Below are 25179 nucleotides of genomic sequence, written 5' to 3'. Positions count from 1 at the left end.
ATTATCTTTTCAGTGCGAAGTGTCCTTTGATGATTCTTCCGTCTTCTAAAAATAATGTAAACCAATAATCAGAAGAAGGAAGTTGTGAACCAGAAAATGTTCCATCCCAACCAGTTCCGTTGGAGCCAATTTGTTTTAGTAATTTTCCGTAACGGTTGAATATGTATATTTTGGCATACGATTGATTGAGATTTTCAATCTTCCAAAAATCATTAATTCCATCACCATTTGGAGTGAAAAATTTAGGATAATCAAGCACAAAGATGGATTCAAAAGTGGAATCACAACCATTCAAATCATTAATTGTGATGGTATATTCGCCTGCACCAACATTGTAAAAAACTGGACTTTCTTGAAAATAACTTCCATCAATTGAAAAAACATAATTCCCTATACCGGTATAATTGATTTGAATGGTATTATTATTTCCTTGAAAGTCATTTATTGAAATAGAAGTAATTGTTGCCGGGCCGGAAGCTGTAACCAAAAAAGTTTTTTGAGCTAAACAACCATCAATATTACTAACTACAACTGTATAAGTTCCGGGTTGAGAAACTGTAATTTCCGGAGTTGTTTCACCATTATTCCATACATAACTTTCAAAAATAGTATTCACACCAATTGTTATCGATTCATTTTCGCATAGAAAAAGTTCTTCGTTTTCAAAATTAGCCGGTTCAAATGTTTTGATATTTATTGTGATGGGAATAATACCAAAACAACTCACTCCGTCCGTAATTCGTGCAAAAATAATTTCTTCAAAAGCTGTTGAATTCGTGAAAGGTGAAGCTATTTGATTGGTTCGAACTTGAGCATCACCTTCCGATTGATAATAATATACTAACAAACCTGGTGCAAAATTTGATAAAACTGTTGGAGAAATTTCAGTATTCAGATCGATGGAAGTTATTCCGTCTTGAACTGCATCACCATCGCAAATAGCAAACGAAGCAATCGTTACAGTACTTGTTGAGGTTGAAAGCGTTACTTCCGAAACTCCAAAACACCCAAAATTATTTTGTAATCGGGCATAAATTACCTGATTAACACTTGTGTTTTGAAAAGATGAAAAGTTTGCAATTGAACTTACATTATTTTCAGCATCTGATTGTGTGAGATAATAAAAAGGTGAACCAACATTTGTATTTGCCCCAATCACAGCCGCATTTGCATCGTTTAAATTGAACAAGGCCAAACCATCTCCATCCGAATCACATTGTGTAATAGTTGTGTTGTTTGGAATTGGATTCGTACTAAATTCTATTTCAATTTCGCCAAAAGAAGAACAAGTTGGATTAAAAATAACTTCTACTTCATAAAGTCCAAATTCATCTATCAACAACGTTGGATTGGTTTCGCCCACTAATTCAATCGTATTTCTAAACCATTTATAACCAATTGCAGTTGCATTTGTTGCATCTAAAAGTAAAGTATCATCAGGACAAAGCGGATTTCCGGTAGAAATTAATCGGTCTACACCCAAATCGGTTTCAACAGAAAAACTTCCACCACCTAAAAAAATAGCTGAATCATATAAATTATTTCCTTGGTCAGCAATGACTAATTTAATGTGATACAAAACACCGGGCGTAACAGTGCTTTCGGCTTTTAAAACTTTGGTTTGACCATTGTAATTTGTAGGATGTTCGTTTCCGTTAAAAGCATCAAAATATTCTTCGTTGGCTGGCGTACAAATGGTTCCTGAACCTCGAACAGTTGGTATTTTTACGGGGATATTGGTGCCGGGAACAACAGCAAGATTGGTATAATTTGATGAGCTGGCTTCTTTCAATAAAAAAGCGAAACCATCCGAAAAATTACATTGATTTGGATTTGGATTGGATAAATATTGTTCTGATGAAAAGATATATTCAAAACTTACTTTGTTAGCAAACGGAAGAAAATCAAATTCGATAACGGTTGCATTAATCGTATTTCCTTCATTAATTGCTTGTTCCAAATCTTGGTCACCTTGCCAAGAACTTGGTCCTTCACTCAGCAAATTTGAATTGGGACCAACCGCAGAAGCAGCTCTTCCTGTGGAAATGATAACACCATCTGCAAATGGAAAAGAACTACCGGCACCATTGAAATAACCATAGCTATTTCCGCTCGTAAAAGCCCAGCCGGAAACCGAAATATTCGACACATTAGCACAAGAAGAATTGATTAGAATATTTTCTACTAAATCTTCAACGGTTCGGTTGTCATCAACCTGAATGTATTGTGCTGTGATGCTTTGTGAAAAAGCAATCGAAAAGAATAGAAATAGAATGTTTTTAGCAAACTTCATAGCGTTTGCAAAGATACTACAAATCTCTTTTCTGAAGAATTTTATACGACATTAACACAAATATAACAATCCAGCAAATTACAATGAGCATGGAATACCAATGAACGCCGTAATCTTTTACGTTTGGAACACCACCAATGGTTTCTTCTATGTTTTTAATAACACTTAAACGAGTGAAAGGTTCTTTTATCAAATTTGACATGGATTCCAAAGGTAAAAATTGAGCGATAGTATCAGCCGTATCAGAATTTTTAAAGATTCTCCATTTCATAACGCCAATGATTATTCCTTCAATAATATTCCATACAAACAAAAAACCAATTGCAAAAGCGGATCTTTTTACCAATATTCCTAAGAATAAACAAAAAGAGAAAAAGGCAGTCAGTTTCAAGAAGTAGGCGAGAATATATTCTAAATCTGAAAAAATAATACCGATTTCATTATACGATGAAAAACTTAAACCTAATAGCAAACTCATGATGAAAACGAAAATTGTTGAACCAACTGAAAATGCTAAAACGGTTAAAAATTTAGATTGAATGAATTCTTTCTTACTTAAACCATCAATTAAATTCTGTTTTAATGTTCCGTACGTATATTCGTTTGCCATCATCGAAACGATAACAATGGCAAGGAAAAATTTTAAAATAGCCGCAATATACGTGTTGAAATGCCAGATATATGGGAAGTTGAAAATACCTTGTTCGGCAATTCGCAATTCAAAATTCCCTATGTTAAATTTTATGGAAGCAATTAACGCAATGAAAGAAAGAATAACAAAATAAGAAATCGTTAGTATTCTACTCGCTTTGTTTTTCCATATTTTTTGAAATTCTATTTGAAGAAGACGTATCATAAAAAGGTGATGGGTTATTGGTAATGGGTAAAAGGTTTAGTTATTATTAGTCAATTGTAAAAATTGTTCTTCTAAACTGTGTTTTCTTTTGACTAAATGATTGAGGTAAATTCCTTTATCAACTAAATATTTATTCATATCTTTTGCTTCCAAAGCTGATTTTAAATAAACAACTAATTTACCTTCTTCCATTTCCATTTTTTCTATGGAAGGATGATTTTGCAAAGCTGACTTTAATTCATTTAAATTATCTGATTGAAGTTCAAAAAACCCTTCGTTTGAAATCATTCCGTCCACTTTTCCTGAATATAAAATTTCGCCTTTTCGAAGAACTAAGACGTGACTACACACTTTTTCTACTTCATCCAAAAGGTGTGAAGCTAACAAAATAGTAGTTCCTTGTGAAGCAATGGTTTTGATAATATCACGAATTTGACGAATGCCTTGCGGATCTAATCCGTTTGTTGGTTCATCTAAAATTAAAATTTCTGGGTCGTTTAATAGTGCAGAAGCAATTGCCAAACGCTGTTTCATACCTAATGAAAAAGTTCTGAATTTGCTGTCTTTTCGATCTAAAAGTCCAACGACTTCCAATTTTTCAATGACTTTGGTATTCGGAGTTCCTTTGATTTTACAAACTAATTCCAAATTTTCTTGGGCAGTCATATAAGGGTAAAAGTTGGGGCGTTCGATGATGGCTCCCACTTTTTTGAGAGCTTCGTGCGTTTCCATCGCACCGCCAAACCATCGGTATTCTCCGGAAGTTTTGTTCACAACATTCAATACAATTCCTAACGTAGTCGATTTTCCGCTGCCGTTTGGACCGAGAATTCCGTAAACATTTCCTTTTTTTATTTCAAGCGAGACGTTTTTAACCGCATGAACGGGGCCGAATCGTTTGTTCAGATTTTCGATAGTGAGAATAGTTTCCAAGATAAATTGTTTAATCGTTATTGATAGGACGACTAAGATAGCAATTTGTTACGGATGTTTCTTGAAAAACCTTATTTTGAATTTTTACAACTGAATTTGCCTTCTGGTGAAAATCATATTCAGCGTTTCATTAATATCACGAAGTTCGGGTGTTAATGAAATCAAACGACCTCTTGTGTCTTCGGTCATTTGTTTTCCGCAACAGCGACATTGGTATTCGCTAAAATGATTTGTGATTTTACGCGAAGAACGATACTTGTGCCCCAAAACGGAGCAAATTACGGAAGTGGCAGAAACGGAATTGTTGGTTGTGTAGGTTTTCATAAATGTGGTATTTAATTTGTGGTTAGCGAAAACTACAAAAACATAGATGAAGTGCCAAAAAAAGTCGATAAACTGATTGAAATTTTAATTTTAAGACATAAAAAACTTACAAAATTGAAGGAATAAAAAAATCCTCAACCGTTTTAACTGATTGAGGATATGTTAATTATGATTTTTGTTCTTTATTAAAATAAACCAAGTAATAATACATTTGTTTTTCTTCGTCCCAACCTTTTTCAACAAATTTTTCGGCACTTTCTGGGTTGATGAAATCAAGTTTAATTTGAATGTTAGTGTCCAAATTAATCACGTTTTTAATTTTCTTTCTTGCATCGGAAACGGCAGCATTGGCAATCGGGAAATTGGTTACATCTTCGATGCTGTATTTTTCGCCTTTGTCCACTTTATAACTTTTGAATTCAGGAATCAAGTCAGGATTATCCATAACTTCATTCAAGAAATTAGTTTCTTCAAATTCATCGTTCTTAGCAAAATAATTTACCGAACGATTCATAAACATTACTTCTTGTTTTTTGTCTTCAGCAGGAAATACTACATCTTTTGCAAAATCCTGACAAAATTTCAAGTACTTTTTGGTGATAAAATTTTCATCTTGAAAAGCATCAACGCTTAAAAAATGTTCCAACCAATAACGAGCATCATATCGATTACTGTCTACGGTCAAAATTTTATAACCTTCGTCTTTTTTATAATTGAAAATCAAACAACCTTTATCTAATTTATTCAAATTGATGCCGTGTTGAAGCAACATTTCTAAATTCGTTCCTTTTTCTTCAAACTGTAAAAAGTCTGATTGCAATTCACTTTTAAATACACCAATCGCATCAACTTGATTGTTATCAATGGTCAAATTTGTAAAATGAACCACGTAAACTTCTCCGTTTTTAATGTGCGGATGATTGGATTGTTCAAACAAATGTTTCGTAATTTTCTTTGAAACATCGTGAACATTGGATGGATTTTCAAAAACTTCTGAAGCCAATTTGAACATATCATTGTATTCCAAATCTACTTCGTGAGCAAATTGATAATAGTTTTCTTCTTTCTCACGAAACGATTTCAGGAAAAACTCTTTCAATAAAGGCGTAATTTCGTCATTGGTTTGATACGGTTGTTCCGATAAAAAAATAGCTTCGTTACGGCTTTTGTTTCCAACTCTGTGGATGGAAAGAGATTCGATGTGGGCGTTGAAAAGGTTGATCATATTTTTTAGTTGCTGAGTTGCTGAGATACTGAGTTGCTAAGTTTTACTTTGATTCTTCAATTTTTTTGATGAATGAAACAAGCATAGCTTCTAGTTCTCTACTGAACTCGTATAATTTGTTAAATTGATTTTCGTTTAAATAATTTATGTTTTTTGCAATCTCAATTTGGGTTTGATATTCAAAAAGTGAACTTAATGAAATTTTTAAAAATCGTAAAAATTCTTTATTTCCATCTCTTCCAAATCCTTCTGCAATGTTACTAGGAATCGAAATTGAACTTCTTCGAATTTGTGATGTTAATCCAAAAATTTCTTCTTTTGGGAATTCTTTTGTGGATAAATAAGTTTCTGTAACCAATGACATTGATTTTTGCCAAATGAGTAAAGATCTGAAATTTTTCATGCTTATAATTGTTTTAAATGGTTTATATATTTTATTTTCAGCTACTCAGCTACTCAGCTACTCAGCTACTCAGCTACTCAGCTACTCAGCTACTCAGCTACTCAGCTACTCAGCTACTTAATTCCAGTTTTCTTCAAAACCAAAATCCTCAAACGAATCATCTCCGCCTTCAAACATATCCAAATCGTCTTCGTCTAACTCGTCTTCAAATTCGGAGAATAAAGAGTCTTCATCTGCCTCAAAAGTGGGGTCGTTGGCTCCAAGCGGCATTAATCCGTGTGAAAACAATAGATCGGGGTATGTTGCTCCAATTTGTTTTTCTTCAATGGCGGCTAATTCAACTAAAAACGTCCACATATTTAGAAAATCATATACATAAATGATTTTGGTTTGCTTTTCATACAGCATATCCTCCAGCGACAAATCGCTCATGATTCGCATTTCGCCGGGAACATCGCCAGTATCAAAAAGCGGAATTTCATCTTCTTGATTCCAGTTGTCATCACAGGTGTAAAAAGAAGCCATTTCACTTCCGTCAAAGCCAAAAGCATTCACAATCGCATTGTGTAAATCTTCTAAAGTATCGCTGTTTTCAATGGCTAAATCTCTAAAAACATCTTCTTCGTTGTCGAGTATTACTCGTAATTTGTAAATCATCTTCGTTGCATTTTTACGGAAGGCAAAAGTAACGATTATTTACGATTTATGTGGGAAGATTTGTTTTTTGTTGATAAGATTTTGGATTATAAAAGTTGATGATTTTTAGCGTGCAACAACAACATTATTGTCTTAGCATCTTTAATTTCTCCATTATAGACCATTTTCAAAGTTTGGTTAAAATCTAGTTCTAAAACTTCAATGTATTCGTGTTCAGTTGCTAATCCGCCGCCTTCACTCACTTTCATTTCCGGTTGGTATTCGGCAGTAAAAAAGTATAAAATTTCTGTGACAGCTCCGGGCGACATGTAGGCTTCAAATACTTTTTTTACGTCTTGAATACGGTAACCGGTTTCTTCTTCGGTTTCGCGTTTGATGCAGTCTTCGGGATTTTTTTTATCTAACAATCCGGCACAAACTTCAATCATCATACCGCTTTCATTTCCGTTTAAAAAAGTGGGTAAACGAAATTGACGGGTTAAAATAACGGTTTGTTTAGCTTTATTGTATAACAAAATTGCCGCACCGTTTCCGCGATCATACACTTCTCTGCGTTGGATTTCGGGTTCACCGTTTTCGGGAGTAAATTCGTAGGTAACTTTGTTAAGAAGATACCAATTATCGGAAAGTAATTCGGTTTTGGTGATTTGGATTTTTGGGTTCATTGAGCTTATTTTCTGGTTTTACAAATATCATAAACTTAAACGAAGAAATGAAGTTTTTATTCGATTTGATATAACTAAAAATTTAAACCATTAAGTAGTTAAGGTTCATTAAGTTTGTAACATTTATACAATAAACCTTAATGAAAAAGGCTTAATTTTCTTAACTTCTTAATTGTTAAAAAAAATAATGTCATAAAACACAATTCATCCATCATTTTTTACAACTCAGCAACATTCAATTTTAAAATTCTGTAGTTTGAAGCAATTTTGTCTCATCAAAATCAAACAAAATGAAATCTATTATTACTTTTTTACTTTTTATCATAGCAATGCAAAGCAATGCACAATCTGAAATTTCGGGAAAAATTACTGATGAAAAAGGAATCGCCATTCCCGGTGCAAACATTTATTTAGAAGGAACGTATGACGGAGCTTCATCCGATGAAAATGGAAATTTTACATTTTCAATTTCAGAAACGGGAACTAAAATAATTGTGGTTAGTTTTCTTTCGTTTGAAACATTTAAAAAGGAAATTGATGTAAACAATTTCAAAAATCAAACCATAAAACTCAGAGAAAGTGTCAATACGTTGGATGCTGTTATAGTTACTGCCGGAACTTTTGAAGCAGGTGATAAAGCCCGAGTTTCTGTGCTAAAACCTTTAGACATTGTCACTACAGCCGGTGCAGCCGGAGATATCATCGGAGCTTTAAATACCTTGCCAGGAACTCAAACTGTCGGAGAAAGCGGACGTTTATTCGTTCGAGGTGGTGAAGCCGATGAAACCCAAACGTTTGTTGACGGACTTCGAGTAGCTCAACCATACGGTGCAACGGCACAGAATTTACCAACCCGCGGACGTTTTTCACCCTTTTTATTTAACGGAATTTCGTTTTCAACAGGAGGTTACAGTGCCGAATTTGGTGAAGCACTTTCGAGTGTGTTGACATTAAATACGATCGACGAACCAACACAAGAACAAACCGATATTTCGTTGATGACCGTTGGATTAGGAATCGGAAATACGCAAAAATGGAATAAAAATTCGTTGACTTTTAATGCGGCTTACATCAATTTAGAACCCTATCAAAAATTGATTCCGCAAGCAGTTGATTGGAATAAACCTTATCAATCGTTAGCCGGAGAAATGGTTTATCGTTATCAATTTAAGAATGGATTATTGAAAGTTTACGGAGCTTTTGATGTGTCGCAATTTGATATTAATCAGGAAGATATTAACCAGCCAGAGAAAGTTCGATTTGATTTAAGAAATGATAATTTTTATGGAAATGCTTCATACAAAGGAACGTTTGGCAGCAATTGGAATCTTCACACAGGATTGAGTTATGGTTTAGGTGTGAATAAAATCGGAATCAATTCTGATCAAGTTGAAAATGATGAAAATGCCATTCATTTAAAAATGAAAGTTGGTAAGAAAATCACCGAACGAATTAAAATTACAGCCGGAGGGGATTATTTTGTGACTGATTTTGATGAAAAATTTACTGAATTTGAAGGAGAAACTTTTAATGTAGGTTATCAAAATTCTATTGCTGCAGCTTATGCTGAATCAGATATTTTCTTTAGTAAAAAATTAGCGATGAAAGTAGGAGCAAGGGCTTCGCAAAACAGCTTGTTGGATGAATTCCGACTTTCGCCTAGAGCTTCTTTTGCTTATAAAGTTTCAAAAAACGGACAATTTTCATTTGCTTATGGCGATTTTGTTCAAACTCCAAGAGCAGATTATATCAAATATTCGGATGATTTTCAATCGGAAAAAGCAAGTCATTTTATTTTAAATTTTCAACATAACAAAGATGGTCGTTTATTTAGAGCGGAGGCTTATTATAAAAAATATGACGATTTAGTGAAATTTGATACAGAAACAGCTCAATTTAATTCGGCTTTCAACAACGAAGGTTCCGGTTTTGCCAAAGGAATTGATATTTTTTGGAGAGATAATAAAACCTTCAAAAACACCGATTATTGGGTTTCGTATTCGTACATCGATTCAGAACGTGATTATTTGAATTTTCCAAACCAAGTTACGCCAAGTTTTATTGCTAATCACACATTATCCATTGTTACCAAACATTGGTTTGAAGATTGGAAATCGCAAATTGGGTTTTCGTACACTGTTAATTCCGGTCGACCTTACAATAATCCAAATGAAATGGAATTTATGAATGGAAAAACAAAAGCTTTTCAAAACTTGAGTTTCAATTGGGCTTATTTGATTTCGCAGCAAAAGATTTTGTATTTCTCGGTTTCTAATATTATTGGAACTGATAATGTTTTTGGATATCAATACGCCAATTCACCGGATATGAATGGCCAGTTTCAACGTAGAGCTATCGGTCAACCTGCAGATCGATTTTTCTTTGTAGGTTTCTTTTGGACGATTAGCGATAATAAGAAAACGAATCAATTGGAGAATTTGTAGGCTGAGATGCTGAGTTACTGAGATGCTGAGTACCTGAGTTTTTTACAGTCAATTTTCTCAGCAACTTATCCACTCAGAATCTCAGTAACTCAAAAAATCAATTCATCCCAAAAAATCAACAACTCAGTCAAACTCTTTTTTAAAACCTGATTTTATGACGGAAATTTGACTCATCAAACTAACAACATTAAACAATTTTAAATCATCTTAAACAATTTAAACTTTTATATTATGACAAAAATTATCATTACCATCGTATTACTTGTAACATCGCAATTATTCTCACAAGGTCAATTTGAACAAGGAATGGGAAAAGCTTTCTCACTTTGGGGAGAAGGAAAAAACACAGAAGCTTCAGCTATGTTTGAACGAATTGCTTCGGCCGAAAAAGACAACTGGCTACCAAATTACTATTTAGCTTTAGTAAACACAACTACCGCTTTTGCAACGAAAGACAAAGATCAAGTGAATGTGTTATTAAGCAAAGCTCAATCTGCGTTGGATGTGGAGTTGAACAAATATCCAAACAATGCAGAATTGTTAGTGATGCAAGCCATGATTCACACAGCTTGGATAGCTTTTGATCCAATGACCAACGGAATGAAATTATCCGGAAAAGTAATGGAAATCTATGCAAAAGCAGAACAAATTGAGCCAAATAATCCAAGAGTTGTGTTTAGTAAAGCCGAATTTGAAATGGGTTCTGCCAAATTTTTCGGAACAGATACTAAACCAATCTGTGCTCAAATTGAAAAATCTATCGAACTTTTTGCTACTTTTAAACCTCAAACGGTTTTTCATCCAAAATGGGGATTAGAAAGAGCACAAGAAGCTGCAAAAGACTGTAAACAATAATAACAAATGCAAAAGTATATCAAAGAATTTCCCAGAGCAACCTGGATTAGTGTGAGCGTTTTTTTAGTGCTTGTCTTAATTCGTTTTTTAATGGGCGAAAAAGTAATTTTCGACAACAATTTACTTGTAAATTTTGGCTACACAATGCTTTATGGTTATTTTTTATACTTTGCTAACAGTTTTGTTTTTAGTAAATTAGATGATGTTTTTAAAAACAATCGATTTACAAAAGTGCGACTTTTCGTTGGTGCATTTGCTTCATTTTTAATTACACTTTTGGTTATTTTTTTATTGCGGATTTTAGAAGATGTTATTATTGAAAATAAGTCTTTTAACGATTTTCTAGCCAATGAAAATCCCGGTAATTATATCGTTGCAATGGTCATCACACTCATTGTTACACTTGCCATTCATGCCTTTTATTTTTACAAAGATTATCAGGAAAACAAAGTAAAAGAACAAAAAGTAATTGCCGGAAATGCCTCTGCACAATTTGAAAGTTTAAAAAATCAAATCGATCCGCATTTTTTGTTTAATAGTTTAAATGTGTTGAGTTCATTAATTGAAGAAAATCCGGAGAACGCACAAAAGTTCACCACTTCTTTATCCAAAATTTACAGATATGTTTTGGAACAAAAGGACAAAGAATTGGTTTCGATTCAGGAAGAATTAGCCTTTGCAAAAACGTATATGAACTTGTTGAAAATGCGATTTGAAAACAGCATCACCTATGAGTTGCCAGAGAATTTTGATAACGAAGAAGCCAAAGTGGTGCCATTGTCGTTACAATTGCTTTTAGAAAATTGCATCAAACACAATGTGGTGAGTGAGAGTAAACCGTTGCATATCAAAATTTATATTGAAAACAACTTTTTAGTAGTTGAAAACAATTTACAAAAAAAAGAAATTTTGTCCGATAGAAAAGGGGTCGGATTACAAAATATAGTGAGTCGTTACGCCATTTTAACCAAAAGAAATGTGTTAGTAGAAGAAAAAGAAAACACATTCAAAGTTTTATTACCTATTTTAACTAAACAAATTACAATTATGGAAACACAAAATATATACAACGAAAATTTAGCCTACCAACGAGCAAAAGACAAAGTAGAACAATTAAAAGGATTTTATGGAAATTTAATTTCGTATTGCATCGTAATTCCGGTTTTGATTTTAATTAATTTGAGAACAATAGACTTTCAGTGGTTTTGGTTCCCAATGTTAGGGTGGGGAATGGGCTTAATCTTTCACACACTCGAAACATTTGGCTACGGAAAATCATGGGAAGAACGCAAAATTCACGAATTAATGAACAAAGAAGATAACAACTCAAAAAAATGGAAATAGTCATGGAATCAAATCAATTTGATGTAGAAAAGTATCAAAAAGCCAAAAAACGTGTCAAAGAAATCAAAGGTTTCTATGGTCATTTAGCGAGTTTTATTTTAGTGATTTTGTTTTTGGCTTTTCTCAATTTTCGCTTTTCACCAGAACGCATTTGGTTTTATTGGCCAATGTTAGGGTGGGGAATCGGACTCTTTTTTCACGCTGTAGCAGTTTTTAACTTCATTCCATTTTTCGGAAAAGAATGGGAACAAAATAAAATTAAAGAAATCATTGAAAAAGAAAAAAATACCAAATGGGAATAATTTGGGCCTAATCCAGCTATTCGCTACAAGTTTTTGCCCAAAAAATAAGTTTTTGTAAGCTATAAAAAGAGCTTCTTAGGTCGCTTTTTTATAGCAACAAAACTAAATTTTTTAAGCAAAAAGCTTTCCGCTACTATCTGGGGCAGGAATTCAGTTAAAAGTAGCAGTTTTCAGTTATTAGAAGCAATTTCACAAACAGACAACAGACAACAGACAACAGAAAAACAGATAACAGACAACAGATAACACACAACAGACAACAGAAAACAGACAACAGACAACAGAAAACAAAAATATCATGAACACACAAGAAGAAATCAACTATCAAGAAGCTTTAAAACGAGTAAAAAAAATAAAAGGCTTCTACACACACGCAATTGTATATATCATTGTGAATATAATGATTGTCATAATTAACATTCAAAACCTGAACGAAGGCGAAAGTTATTTTCAGTTTAAAAACTTCATGACTGCTTTCTTTTGGGGAATTGGGTTAGTTGCCCACGGACTTTCAGTTTTCATGCCTAATTGGATCATGGGTCAAAACTGGGAAGAACGCAAAATCAAAGAATTCATGGAAAAAGAGAAAAATAAAAAATGGGAATAGTTTTCAGGTTTTGTCATTCCGCAAGATGACGAAGTCGAAATAGTAATCTCCCGCCAACGCGGGCAAAACCTTTAACCTAATTTTTTTAAAACCTATCACCAATAACCCATTACCATTAATAAATGAGAATCATCATCATCGAAGACGAAAAGCCCGCCGCCCGATTGCTTCAAAGAAAAGTTGAGAAATTAGGAATGCAAGTAGAAACAATGCTTCATTCTGTAGAAGAAGCGTTGCAGTGGTTTAATTTGAATCAACATCCGGATTTGATATTTTTAGATATTCAATTATCAGACGGATTATCCTTTGAAATTTTTGAAAAAATCGAAATCAAAAGTGCTGTAATTTTCACCACCGCTTTTGACGAATATGCGTTGCGAGCTTTCAAATTAAACAGTATTGACTATTTATTAAAACCAATTGATGAAGATGATTTATCAATTGCAATTGCGAAATTCAAAAATCAATTTCAAAAAAGTAGTATATCTTCTTTAGATTTTGAAGCCATTAAACGAATGTTAGTTAATCCCACAGAAAAAACATATAAACAACGTTTTACCATCAAAATTGGCGAACATCTAAAAATGATTTCTATTGATGAGGTGGAATGTTTTTACAGCGAAAACAAAGGAACTTATCTTCATACAGTAGACAACCGAGATTATCTTTTAGATAATACATTAGAACAATTGGAAACCGAATTAAATCCGAAAAATTTTTTCAGAGTCAGCCGAAAATTCATCATTCCATTAAAAACAATTAAAGATATTGTGGTTTATAGTAATTCGCGTTTAAAAGTTATTCTACCAACTTACAAAGCCGATGAGGTAATAGTGAGTCGTGAACGAGTGAATGATTTTAAAATTTGGTTAGAATAAAAAAAGACTGCCAAAAATGACAGCCTTTTCAAGTATAGAATTGGTTTTAATTATAATTCTTCAAAATCTTGGTTATCTCCAGCACCAGCTTTTCTCACATTGATAGTTTTATTGTTTTCATCTACAATGAAAGCAACAAACTCAACATTGTTTAAGTTCGAAATAGTGCTAGGAACAGGAACAGAAAAAGATTTCGTATAAGTCTGTCCAACTGTTGTGTTACTATTTGCAATCGTCTCACCCAATAATGGCGTTAAACATGCTTTTAATACATGATCGTGAAGAAAGTTTGAAATTGTTCCAGGACCAGTATAAAAATTTGTATAATTCACTTGGTCATAAATCAATCCGTTTTCTAAAACATAAACTACTAATCGTAAATTAGAAAAGTCTTTGCTAAATTTTACTTTCGTTTCTAAATTTAAAGTACTTCCCACAATAGAAACATCCATGGCTAAACCTAATTTAGGATTTTCACCTTGCGTTAAGTTGATAACTTGTGTAATGTTATTCTGTTCTAATGGTTGCCAACGAGTCATTCTGTTTAATAATGCTTTTGGATAACCAGACATATTAAGAATTGCTTCTAATTCTGAAGTATCAAAGTTATAAGGATCATAATTCGCATCAGCAGGATTAGAGCTTGAGCGATGTATTCCAACTGTCACAATTTTATCTGTTTGAGCACGAGCTAATTCAACAGCATGATTTACTCTCGGGCAGTTACCACACCACGTTCCGGTATAATCTTCAATCAAAACACGTTTAACAAAATTGGTTTCGGAGCCATCGTGAAAACGAATTGTTATCGGTGCAGATTCTACTCCAAGGTATTCTGCCCAAATAGTTAAATCGCCTGTTTCTGAACCTGTATAAGTATTTCCTTCAATTTGATTATCGTTTACAAATATCGTCGCTTCCTCTGTAATGTTATTTCCGGCATTGGTAGTAATAGAAAAAGTTATGGTTTCACCAATAATTTTAACAGAACTGTCAGCCGTTAAACTGATTGATTCTACTGAATCTAAAATAGTATAATCACTACTGCAAGAAAAACAGCAGATAAAAGCAACAAAAACACCTATTAAACCAAATTTATTCATTTAATTAGTTTTTTATTATTTTAACTGAGGATGTTTTTCCTTCTGTTGTTGAAAAATTTGCAACATAAATTGCTGAACTCAATTCTGATAAACTTAAATTTTGAGCACCTTCTGAAAATTTATATTCTTTTATTAATTGACCATTCAAATTAAAAATAGAAAGATTTCCGCTTTGAGTAGAATTGAATTTTAAATCACTTTTTATGGTAGTGTTTTCAATATTTATTCCTAGTGATGACAAATTTTCAAAAGAATTAACTCCTAAAAGAGGATCAAAACGATAAGTAAAATTAATTGCATCGTTTTCAAAACCAATTGGATATATAGAAAAATGTAGTTCCATTACTTCTCCATTACCCGCATTAAAATTTACAAAATGATCTCCTTGTGCAGGATTACTTTGACCCGGTGTTAAAGGGTTTTCATATTCAGGATACACTCCATTTAAAGCCACGCTTTCATAACAAGATCCTCCATAACATAATTCAAATTGTGTACCGGTTGTGTTTACAAGATTAGTACATTTTATTTTGATGTCAAGGTCTTGATTACTTGTGTTTTGAACTCTAAAATTAAGATAATTGCTTCCTGGTCCATAAGTTAAAACAGTTCCGTCTGTAATCGGTGTTCCGTCTGATTTTCTAAATACAAATTGAGAAAATGCATTCAGAAATACCATTGAAAATAAAATAGATAATGTAATTTTTTTCATTTTTGAAGTTTTAGTAGTTTACAAATCTAATTAAAAAATAGATTTAGGGAAATAAAAGGGTGTTAAATCATTAAAATTAACACCCTTTATTTAATTTATTTTACAATAATTTTGTCCGTTTTAGAGAATCTATCTCCGGCAAAATTAATTAAGTATAATCCTTTAGAAAGTGAACCTAAATTTAAAGTTGATTCACCTGATTCAAATTTATTAATTAAAACTTGTTTCCCGCTCAAATCGGTTAAAGTGATTGTCGCTGATTCAGGTAAAGAAATAGTTAGTAGTCCATTTGTAGGATTTGGATAAAATTTGATTAAAGAAGCATTGAAATCTTCAACACTTAAATTTGTATTAACACCAAATCTTCTCATGTCTGAACCTCCAAATACACCACCGCTCATTCCTGAAATTAAAACACCGTTGGCCAAAATTTGATATCCTCCTAAGCCATAGGTAGCACTATTCATACCATCACCAAAAGCATCATTAATTGTAAAAGTATAACAATCATTTGGCAAAGTTACATTAACATCTGCTTGTGGAAAAGCACCAGCAGCTGGAGCATCACCATAGGGCCCACCTTGTGCTACATTTACTCCTGCAGCATTTTTTAAATTCCAAGTTGTTTCAGAACCATATGCGTCTGTTGTAATTTTGATAGTAATGTTAGTTTGATCGGTCTCAATAGCTTTGTTGAAATTTGTAATACCAGCATTATCATTATTATTATCATCACTTGGAATAGAAATGCTCAGTGTGTTGGAAGGATTTAAAGTATAGTTATAATTTGGAAGTTGAACTATTGTGCTAGTTAATGGAGCAAGATTTCCAGACCAGTTATAAACCGAAACTTCACCAGAATTTATACTATATTCAATTGGTAAACTTGTGATAGCAGTTTGACTCATGTTTTGAATCGTTACTTTTGGACTAAGTGATGAAACACATTGCGTGCTAATCCCTTCAATACTTTTTAGTTTAACATCATTTTCAGCTAAACCAGTAAAAGTTGGTTTTGCACCATTCCCGCTAATGATTTTTTGTTGTGTTTCTGTTACAAAAGCAACTAATTCCATTTCACCAATTTCAGCAGGTATATTGTTGTAGCTCGCTGGTATAGTATAATTAAATGTTTGCGTAGTAAAAGATCCTGATGTAGTAGTTGTGATATCAGTACCCCATTGTCCAGTTAGCATGTGCACTAAACGATGTTGGTGATTATAATTATTACCCATATTTCCTCCTGTTTGAGGACCAAAAGTGTTGTTTTGTAAAAGAGCTATATTAAGTTTATTTGTGGCTACAGGGCTATTGCCAGTGTAGTAAACTTCAACAGTCACTGTTAATTCTCGAGTTTGTGCATTGATAACTCCTTGAACACCAACATTAACATAAGAACTCTGTCCTAATATTTGATTAGAAGCAGTTGCCCAACTTCCTCTATTCATAGCAGTTCCAGTTGCTTGATTTTGTGAAAGACCTGTAAAAACTGTTCGGTTAACGGTTCCTGCAGGATAACCAGCAATTCCTGCTTGATTTGCAATTCCGTTACCAAAACTTGTTCTGAAATCTGGTTGCCCAGCTCCGGGGGTTGAAAATGATCCTTGGTGAATATTAATCAAAAAAACATTGTCTGGATTTGCATTTTTGATATTATTTGCAATAGTATGCCCTTGTGGACAATAAACGCAATTGACACCTGTAAATTCTTCTAAAATAACTTTTTTGTTTTCTGGTGTAGTACTAACGAAAGTTTGACTGTTTGCAAAACCAAAAGTCAGCAAAATTGCTGTAAGTAGTGTTTTTTTCATAGTTTAGTGGTTTGTTAATTAAAGTTGTTTAGTGGTTTGTTAATTAATAGTTTAGCTAAAGTTTAATAATTCCCAAAAATATACTTTTTTTCAAAAGAATTTACATTTCATTAATTTTTTTTAAACATTTTTTTAAGTATTAAACTTAATTTGAAAGTATTTTTTTAATATTGTCCTAAATTCATAAAACAAACAATTTTTAAACTAACTACTTTTCACAAACCACAAAAAACAATGAAAAATTTTTTTATTATCCTTCTTTTTGTTGCAAGTTTAAGCCTTCATGCACAAAAACAAATGCCAAATGTTGTTTTAAAATCAAATGACAATGAATCATTTAATGTAAAAAATGACTTTAATGAAAAAGATAAATTATATGTCTTCACCTTTTGGGCGACTTGGTGTGCTCCGTGTCTCAATGAATTAGATGCTATTAAGGAAAATTATTCCGAATGGACAAAAGAAGTAAATATGGAAGTTGTTGCTGTTTCTATTGATGATACCAGAACTCAAAAACGAGTAAAACCACTTTTAAATGGAAAAAATTGGCCTTACACAGTTCTGTTAGATACTAATCAAGATTTAAAAAGAGCTTTGTCAATTGCCAACGTTCCTTATACAGTGGTTGTAAAGAATCAAAAAATTGTATATGTACACAATGGTTACAGTCAAGGTGCAGAAAAAGAGTTGTTTAATAAATTGAAACAACTTTAAAAAATGTATTTAAAAAAAATATTCGTAACAACTTTTTTAAGTTGTTCTGCTTTGGCTTTCGCTCAAATTGATTCAACAGAAGTTGAAAAAGATTACGGCAGAATTTTTGGTGGATTTGAATCCAATTCGCAATGGTATTTGAATGACAAAGGTCGAGGAATCATTCAACCGGAAGATCCAATTCGTTCAAATAATTATCTGTTTTTAAATTACCAAATTAAAGGATGGACAGCCGGAGTGCAAGTAGAAGCATATGAAAAAAATGCTTTACTAAACTACAATCCGGAATTTGAAGGAACCAATGTTGCTACTTATTTTATCAATTATAAAACCAATAAATTTGATATAACAGCCGGATATTTTTACGAACAATTTGGTAGCGGAATGCTACTTCGTGCTTGGGAAGACAGAGCATTAGGCATAAATACGGCGTTGCGTGGAGGTAGAATTATTTATCGTCCTTCTGATAATGTTAGACTTACAGGTTTGTATGGTCAACAACGAACCGGCTTTGATGTTTCTGATGGTAAGATTTTCGGTTTTGATTCCGATTTTCAATTAGCACAATTATTAAAATTTGATAAATCTGATTTGTCTTTTGGATTAAGCTACGTGGGAAGAGATGAAGCGATTGATCCATCCATTGAAAATCCTAAATTTGATGAAATTACACATGGAATTTCTGGAAGAATGAATTATTCATACAATTCTTTTTATTCTAATTTTGAATACAATTACAAATCCAAAGATGCCGTTTTAAATCGAATCAGTAACACACTGAATGAAGATTTAGTTAAAGATGGTAACGCAGTGAGTTTAAATTTAGGTTATTCTAAGCAAGGTTTAGGAATCGATGCTACTTTGCGTAGAACCGAAAACATGACTTTTTTATCCGAAAGAGTTCCAACTGTTTCAGGTGATAATACTAGTTTGAATTTTAATGATAAAGTAGTCAATTTTACTCCGGCACTCACCAAGCAGCATCATTCTAATTTGGCTAATATATATGTTTATCAAGCTCAAGCTGGTTTTGATTTTAAAGATCCTCGTATTTTAAAAGTAGGTGAAACCGGAGGACAAATTGATGTGTTTTATGAATTTGCTAAGGACACGAAATTTGGCGGAAAGTATGGAACCAAAGTTGCTTTAAATATGGCTTCATGGTATAATTTACCCGGTCAATACCGATTAACTCCGGCTGAATATGAAACCAACTTTTTTGGAGTTGGAACAAAATATTTTTCCGATTATAATTTAGAAGTTAAAAAACAATTGTCTGAAAATTGGCGAACCGGATTTTATTACATCAACCAATATTACAACAAACCTTGGGTTGAAGACGGTAGTTCTGATGTTCGAACAAATATCGTTACTGCAGAAGCTGTTTATAACTTTGAATCTAATAAATCCATCCGTTTTGAAGCAGAACACATGTGGGCCGATGCCGATTTCAAGAATTGGGCTGGTGGAACTGTTGAACTTAACTTGAATGACAAATATTCTTTCTATGTTTGGGATATTATCAATTACGGTAATGATGATTCTTCCAAACAAAAACATTATTACAATTTTGGTGGAGCGTATCGTATCAATTCAACTAGAATAGCGATGAATTACGGTCGTCAACGTGGTGGTTTAGTGTGTGTGGGAGGAGTTTGTCGTTTTGTTCCGGAAAGTACAGGTTTTTCACTTTCTATTAATACAGCTTTTTAAGAAATAGTAAATAGAATTCATAAATCAACCACAAATTCACGAATTTAAAATTTGAGAATTTGTGGTTTTTTATTGGTTTGGAAATAGTTTAAAATTCTGCACTTTAGTTTTGCCACGAATTTCACAAATATCCGCAAGTTAATTCGTGCAATTAGAGAAATTCGTGGCAAACATAAAATTAATCCTCAACAACTTCAAAAACCTTTCTTTCACCAATTTGTTGACGCCACATCGCAAAATACAATCCTTTTTTTGCAACTAATTCGTCGTGGTTGCCTTCTTCTACAATTTTTCCTCGTTCTAAAACATAGATTGTATCAGCGTGCATTATTGTTGATAATCGATGTGCAATCAAAATCGTCATCTGTTGTTTGTTGGCCGAAATTTCTTTGATAGTTTCCGTAATTTGTTCTTCTGTTAGTGAGTCTAAGGCGGATGTAGCTTCATCAAAAATTAATAAACGTGGTTTTCTCAGCAAAGCTCTGGCAATCGATAAGCGTTGTTTTTCGCCACCGGAAAGTTTTTTACCGTTTTCACCTAAAACCGTATCCAATCCTTTTTCTGAATTTTGAAGAATTGAAATCGCCGATGCTTTTTTGATGGCTTCTAACATTTCTTCTTCGGTCGCTTCGGGTTTTACAAACAATAAATTTTCACGAATGGTTCCCGAAAAAAGTTGAGTATCTTGCGTTACAAATCCTAATTGTCGACGAATTCTGTTGTAACGTAATTCTTTTATCGAAATGGAATCATATAAAATATCACCTTCAATCGGACGATATAATCCCACTAATAATTTCACTAAAGTTGATTTTCCTGAGCCGGATGGACCCACGAATGCAATGGTATCGCCTAATTTTGCTTTAAATGAAATATTTTGAATGGCGTTGTAACTTGCATTTTTATGTCGGAAAACAACATCTTTAAAATACAATTCTCCAATCGGACCAATATCTACAGGTTCTTCGGGACTGAATTCCGGCTTTTTTTGCATCAATTCATTGAATAGTTGCAAGGCAGTTTCAGCTTCGCGATACGACAAAATAATGCTTCCTAAATCTTGTAGCGGACCAATGATTCCGGTAGAAATAAATTGCATCGAAATTAATTCTCCCGGCGTTAAAACATCCTTAAAAATTAACCATAACAAAATGAATAAAATGGATTGTTTCAAAAGCGTCAAAATGCTTCCTTGCAAAAAAGTAAGCACTCGCATTTTTTTGACTTTTTCCATTTCCAAATCATAAATTTCCTGCGTATGAACTTTTAATCGGCGAATTTCAGGGTAGGTGAGTCCCAAACTTTTAACCAATTCGATGTTTCGTAAACTTTCAGTAATTGTTCCACTCATTTGGCGATTTTGTCGAATCAATGATCGTTGTAAAGTTTTGATGGAACGACTTAAAACACTCGTTAATCCGCCAAGCAACACAATTCCGATTAAGAAAACAGGAATTAAAGCCCAATGTTTTGTGATGGCATACCAAAGCAGAAATCCGATTCCGACTGCTGAGGAAAATAAAATATTGATAAAGGAAGAAATAAATTTTTCTGTATCCGAACGTACTTTTTGTAAAATCGATAAAATTTCACCACTACTTTGATCTTCAAATTCTTGAAAAGGTAAACGCAAAGTTTGTCGAAGTCCGTCGTTAAAAATCTGCATACCAAATTTTTGAACTACTAAACGAATAAAATAATCTTTGAACGATAGAATCAGTTTCGAAGCCAATGCAATTCCGATGGCAAGAAAAAGTAATTTTGTAGCACCGTTAACTCTTTCTTCATTGGTTTTATCTCCGGGATTCAGAGCATAATCATCAATAATTTGACCAAAAATGATGGGGTCGTAAAGAGCTAAAATTTGTGCAATTCCGGCTAAAAATAAGGCAAGAAAAACCCATTTGCTGTATGGCTTTAAATATTTCCAAAGTAAATTCATAGTGATAATTTTGGCTTAATTATCAAATATAACTAAAAATAAGCTTGAAGTAATTTATGAAATGAATGTTTTCCGAATTGCAATTAAAACAAATAGTAAAACAGAATAAATTACAAAAAACGGCACAATCCATTCTATCCAACCCAATGGAAGCATAATGGCAATAATTAGCAATTGAAATCCTAATCCATAAGCAGAAAGTAACGTCATAAACCAATTTGGAAAGGTTTTGACTTTGTAGGCATCCGAATCTAAAAAGTGAATTATTTTATCAAATGATCCATACACAATCGTATAAATTTTGAAAAGAATATTAACTACTTTTTGACTCTCTCCAGGCAGTGCTTTGGGAGTTTTATATTCAAATATTTTACTGGTTGAATCACCTCCAACTGATTTTGTTCGTAAGATTACATAGTAATAATTGTATAATGTTCCTTGTAATTGAATGGCAATAAAAGCTAAAATTGTGAACCAAAACGAGGTGGAAGAAACATAACAAATTGTCATCAGAAATCCGAAATTTAAGAAAATATCAAAAATACTATCCAAGTATCTTCCGGAGTAGGATGGCGTTTTTTTCAACCGAGCCAATTCACCATCTGCGGCATCAATAATGGATTTTAAAATGATAAAAAAAGCAGCCCAAACATAATGATTATAGAGGATGCAATACATCGCTAGTAATCCGCTGATTCCAAAAAGGAGCGTCACGTGAATAGGTGTAAAGCGAGTATTTTTTAATTGTAAAGCAAAAATTCTTCCGAATCTTCTTCCATAATCTGATAAATCTAAAAATTTATCCTCGACGGCGAGTTTAGACATTTAATGTATTCTAACGAAACTGCGACAATATAGTCTGAAAATTTATTTACTAAAGCGATGTAAAGTAAACGTCATGGCACTAAGTAGTAAAAAAGCCATCAATTGATGAGCCAATCCCAGCCAAAGTGGAACATGAAATAAAAGGGTAAAAATACCCAAAATAAATTGAATAAATACAAACAAAACCAATGTTTTAACTGATTTTGATTGAAGCGTTGAAAGAGAATATTTTTTACTTCTAACAAATAATAATATCATCAATCCAACCACAACATAAGCGAGTGTTCTGTGCACAAATTGCACGCCACTTTTTCCTTCGGTTAAGTTTTGTAAAAGAGTGGGCTGTTCAATCCAAACCGTTTCATGAATTAATTTTCCTTCACTCATCAATGGCCAGTGATTGTGAATTAATCCGGCGTTTAAACCTGCTACAAATCCACCATAAATGATTTGGATAATCAAAACTACCATCGCGATTCGAGCTAATTTTCTCAAAGGTAAAATGACTTCGATTTTGTTGGGATAAATTAAATCCAACGCAACCCAAAGTGTGTATGCAAATGTGATGAATGCAAAAGTAAGGTGCAAAGCCAGTCGATAATGACTCACATCCGGATTATCAATTAGGCCACTTTTCACCATAAACCAACCTAAAAATCCTTGAAATCCACCCATAAATAAAAGGATGATACATTTTTTAATGGTTGAAGCGTCTAATTTTTTCTTAATCAGAAAATAAACAAACGGAATGATGAAAACAACACCAATAATTCTACCGATGAAGCGGTGAAACCATTCCCAGAAATAAATAAATTTGTAATCGTCTAGTGTAAAATCGTTGTGAATATTGATTTTTTGGTATTCGGGAAATTTTTTATATTCTTCAAAAGCTTCATTCCAAGCTTGGTCTGAAGTAGGAGGGAAAGTATCCGTAACCAAATGCCAATCGGTCATAGAAAGTCCGGAATTGGTAAGGCGAGTGATACCACCAACCATTACCATAATAAACAATAAAACACAGCCGGAAAGAAGCCAAATTATAACGGGTTTGTTGGTTTTCATGTTTAATATACTTAATACAAAATTACATTACTTTTGTTCATTAATTTTTATGAACAAAAGTTAATCTTATCGTTAATTTTTAAGCGTATGCAATCCTAATTTTTCAGCTTTTTTTAGCATGAAAGCATAAGCAGCCTCATATTCATTAGGAATTTCACCTTCTAAAATAGCTTCTTTGATTGCTTCTTTTAAAACTCCAATTTCACGAGAGGGTTTTAAATTGAAAATTTCCATAATTTCTTCTCCGGAAATTGGCGGTTGAAAATTTCGAACATGATCGCGTTCTTCCACTTCAACAATTTTCTGGCGAACGACCTTAAAATTATTATGGTATTTTTTAAATTTATTTGGGTTTTTGGTCGTGATATCTGCTTCGCACAAAATCATTAAATCTTCAATGTCTTCGCCGGCATCAAAAAGCAAACGTCGAACTGCAGAATCAGTAACGATTTCTTGTGAAAGTACAATTGGTCGCGAACTCAACATCACTAACTTAGAAACATATTTCAATTTATGATTTTGTGGCATATGTAATCGTTCGAAGATTTTCTTGACCATTTTTCCACCCAAAAATTCGTGTCCGTGAAACGTCCAACCTTGTTTTTTGTTGAATTTTTTTGTGGGAGCTTTTCCGATATCGTGAAGCAAAGCCGCCCAACGTAGCCAAACATCATCGGTGTTCGGACAAATGTTATCCACTACTTCTAACGTGTGATAAAAGTTGTTTTTGTGAGTATGACCTTCTATTTCTTCCACTTGATTTAAAGCGGTCAATTCCGGTAAAATCAAATCTAACAAACCGGTTTCATACAATAAAATAAAACCAGTTGACGGTTTTTCTGTGGATAAAATTTTGTTTAATTCATCCACAATTCGTTCGCCGGAAATGATGTTTATTCGTTCACAATTTTTTGAAATGGAGGCTAATGATTTTTCTTCAATCGAAAAATTCAATTGCGAGGCAAAACGAATCGCACGCATCATTCGCAATGGATCATCCGAAAAAGTAATATCGGCATCCAAAGGTGTTCGGATGACTTTATTTTCCAAATCTTCCAAACCATTAAAAGGATCGATTAAATCGCCATAATTTTTTTCATTCAACGAAAAAGCCAAGGCATTTATGGTAAAATCGCGTCGGTTTTGATCGTCTTTCAGGGTTCCGTTTTCTACAACCGGATTTCGACTTTCAAAATGATAACTTTCTTTTCGAGCACCTACAAACTCAATGTCAATTTCTTGAAAGCGAAGCATTGCAGTGCCATACGTTTTAAAAACTTGTACTTTTGGTTTGTTGGGAAGAAGTTCTGAAACTTTGAGAGCTAATTCAATTCCGCTTCCAACGGCAACTATATCGATGTCTTTTTTGAAATCTCTTTCTAACAAAAAATCACGCACGAAACCTCCAATCACGTAGCTTTCTACACCAAGCTCTTGTGCTGCTTGCGAGATGATTTTGAAGATCGGGTTATGTAGGGCTTGTGTGTAATTCATTTTTTTAATGTGTCAAT

The 25179-nt window shown here is 33.1% G+C and carries 23 protein-coding genes; 8 read left to right on the top strand and 15 right to left on the bottom strand.

The features are described 5' to 3' along the window. Position 1 precedes the first annotated feature (1 nt). The 8 genes from AC23MC_RS03005 to nudK form a co-directional block, all read right to left on the bottom strand. A complete protein-coding gene (locus AC23MC_RS03005) occupies positions 2 to 2293 on the bottom strand; it encodes a choice-of-anchor L domain-containing protein (RefSeq protein ID WP_487566949.1) in 2292 nt (763 codons plus the stop codon). 16 nt (positions 2294 to 2309) lie between these two features. Then, a complete protein-coding gene (locus tag AC23MC_RS03000) occupies positions 2310 to 3149 on the bottom strand; it encodes an ABC transporter permease (protein ID WP_487566948.1) in 840 nt (279 codons plus the stop codon). 36 nt (positions 3150 to 3185) lie between these two features. Then, entirely contained in the window at positions 3186 to 4082 is an 897-nt protein-coding gene (locus tag AC23MC_RS02995) for an ABC transporter ATP-binding protein (protein WP_487566947.1), read from the bottom strand. A gap of 84 nt (positions 4083 to 4166) precedes the next feature. Then, positions 4167 to 4406, bottom strand: coding sequence for a DUF1660 family phage protein (locus tag AC23MC_RS02990; RefSeq protein ID WP_487566946.1), 240 nt, complete (start codon positions 4404 to 4406; stop codon positions 4167 to 4169). Between the two features lie 166 nt (positions 4407 to 4572). After that, positions 4573 to 5631: a nucleoid-associated protein gene (locus AC23MC_RS02985; RefSeq protein WP_487566945.1), complete on the bottom strand. Its 1059-nt coding sequence runs from the start codon at positions 5629 to 5631 to the stop codon at positions 4573 to 4575. Positions 5632 to 5674: 43 nt separating this feature from the next. Beyond that, entirely contained in the window at positions 5675 to 6034 is a 360-nt protein-coding gene (locus AC23MC_RS02980) for a four helix bundle protein (protein ID WP_487566944.1), read from the bottom strand. Positions 6035 to 6151: 117 nt separating this feature from the next. Next, a complete protein-coding gene (locus tag AC23MC_RS02975) occupies positions 6152 to 6691 on the bottom strand; it encodes an IS1096 element passenger TnpR family protein (protein ID WP_487566943.1) in 540 nt (179 codons plus the stop codon). Positions 6692 to 6777: 86 nt separating this feature from the next. Then, positions 6778 to 7356 carry a GDP-mannose pyrophosphatase NudK gene (gene nudK / locus AC23MC_RS02970; protein WP_487566942.1) on the bottom strand — a complete coding sequence of 193 codons (579 nt, stop codon included), beginning with the start codon at positions 7354 to 7356 and terminating at the stop codon, positions 6778 to 6780. Positions 7357 to 7646: 290 nt separating this feature from the next. Between nudK and AC23MC_RS02965 the strand changes: the two genes are divergently transcribed. The 6 genes from AC23MC_RS02965 (at position 7647) to AC23MC_RS02940 (ending at position 13786) form a co-directional block, all read left to right on the top strand. Beyond that, positions 7647 to 9800 (top strand): TonB-dependent receptor, encoded by a 2154-nt coding sequence (locus AC23MC_RS02965; RefSeq protein WP_487566941.1) that lies wholly within the window; start codon positions 7647 to 7649, stop codon positions 9798 to 9800. A 231-nt stretch (positions 9801 to 10031) separates the two neighbouring features. Then, a complete protein-coding gene (locus AC23MC_RS02960; RefSeq protein WP_487566940.1) occupies positions 10032 to 10655 on the top strand; it encodes a tetratricopeptide repeat protein in 624 nt (207 codons plus the stop codon). 6 nt (positions 10656 to 10661) lie between these two features. After that, positions 10662 to 11999, top strand: a complete 1338-nt coding sequence (locus AC23MC_RS02955; protein WP_487566939.1) for a 2TM domain-containing protein — start codon at positions 10662 to 10664, stop codon at positions 11997 to 11999. Then, positions 11990 to 12301, top strand: coding sequence for a 2TM domain-containing protein (locus AC23MC_RS02950; protein ID WP_487566938.1), 312 nt, complete (start codon positions 11990 to 11992; stop codon positions 12299 to 12301). The genes AC23MC_RS02955 and AC23MC_RS02950 overlap by 10 nt, the downstream gene beginning before the upstream one ends. A 298-nt stretch (positions 12302 to 12599) precedes the next feature. Further along, the gene (locus tag AC23MC_RS02945; protein ID WP_487566937.1) at positions 12600 to 12908 is read left to right on the top strand and encodes a 2TM domain-containing protein; all 309 of its coding nucleotides are present in this window, start codon (positions 12600 to 12602) and stop codon (positions 12906 to 12908) included. Between the two features lie 122 nt (positions 12909 to 13030). Then, entirely contained in the window at positions 13031 to 13786 is a 756-nt protein-coding gene (locus AC23MC_RS02940) for a LytR/AlgR family response regulator transcription factor (RefSeq protein WP_487566936.1), read from the top strand. A gap of 50 nt (positions 13787 to 13836) precedes the next feature. Here AC23MC_RS02940 and AC23MC_RS02935 read toward each other — a convergent pair whose 3' ends face one another. From AC23MC_RS02935 to AC23MC_RS02925, 3 genes are all read right to left on the bottom strand, one after another. Further along, complete coding sequence (locus AC23MC_RS02935; RefSeq protein ID WP_487566935.1) at positions 13837 to 14889, bottom strand: Omp28-related outer membrane protein; 1053 nt, start codon at positions 14887 to 14889, stop codon at positions 13837 to 13839. A gap of 4 nt (positions 14890 to 14893) precedes the next feature. Next, positions 14894 to 15601, bottom strand: a complete 708-nt coding sequence (locus tag AC23MC_RS02930) for a T9SS type A sorting domain-containing protein (RefSeq protein WP_487566934.1) — start codon at positions 15599 to 15601, stop codon at positions 14894 to 14896. 95 nt (positions 15602 to 15696) lie between these two features. Further along, complete coding sequence (locus tag AC23MC_RS02925) at positions 15697 to 17412, bottom strand: Omp28-related outer membrane protein (RefSeq protein ID WP_487566933.1); 1716 nt, start codon at positions 17410 to 17412, stop codon at positions 15697 to 15699. A gap of 234 nt (positions 17413 to 17646) precedes the next feature. Here AC23MC_RS02925 and AC23MC_RS02920 point away from each other — a divergent pair, with 234 nt between their 5' ends. Further along, a complete protein-coding gene (locus tag AC23MC_RS02920; RefSeq protein WP_487566932.1) occupies positions 17647 to 18126 on the top strand; it encodes a TlpA family protein disulfide reductase in 480 nt (159 codons plus the stop codon). Between the two features lie 3 nt (positions 18127 to 18129). Next, positions 18130 to 19839 carry a DUF6029 family protein gene (locus AC23MC_RS02915; protein WP_487566931.1) on the top strand — a complete coding sequence of 570 codons (1710 nt, stop codon included), beginning with the start codon at positions 18130 to 18132 and terminating at the stop codon, positions 19837 to 19839. Positions 19840 to 20017: 178 nt separating this feature from the next. On the opposite strand, the gene AC23MC_RS02910 is transcribed toward AC23MC_RS02915, so the two are convergent. The 4 genes from AC23MC_RS02910 to AC23MC_RS02895 form a co-directional block, all read right to left on the bottom strand. Beyond that, on the bottom strand, positions 20018 to 21781 hold the full coding sequence (locus tag AC23MC_RS02910) for an ABC transporter ATP-binding protein (protein ID WP_487566930.1): 1764 nt from the start codon (positions 21779 to 21781) through the stop codon (positions 20018 to 20020). A gap of 54 nt (positions 21782 to 21835) precedes the next feature. Beyond that, positions 21836 to 22606 carry a CDP-alcohol phosphatidyltransferase family protein gene (locus AC23MC_RS02905; protein WP_487566929.1) on the bottom strand — a complete coding sequence of 257 codons (771 nt, stop codon included), beginning with the start codon at positions 22604 to 22606 and terminating at the stop codon, positions 21836 to 21838. Positions 22607 to 22648: 42 nt separating this feature from the next. Continuing rightward, positions 22649 to 23668 carry a COX15/CtaA family protein gene (locus AC23MC_RS02900; protein WP_487566928.1) on the bottom strand — a complete coding sequence of 340 codons (1020 nt, stop codon included), beginning with the start codon at positions 23666 to 23668 and terminating at the stop codon, positions 22649 to 22651. 72 nt (positions 23669 to 23740) lie between these two features. Continuing rightward, positions 23741 to 25162, bottom strand: coding sequence for a CCA tRNA nucleotidyltransferase (locus AC23MC_RS02895; RefSeq protein WP_487566927.1), 1422 nt, complete (start codon positions 25160 to 25162; stop codon positions 23741 to 23743). Positions 25163 to 25179 lie beyond the last annotated feature (17 nt).

The organism is Flavobacterium sp. T50_26 (genome assembly GCF_057652995.1).
The sequence above is the reverse complement of the archived record's forward strand: the minus strand, read 5'-3'. Positions and strand labels throughout refer to the sequence as shown.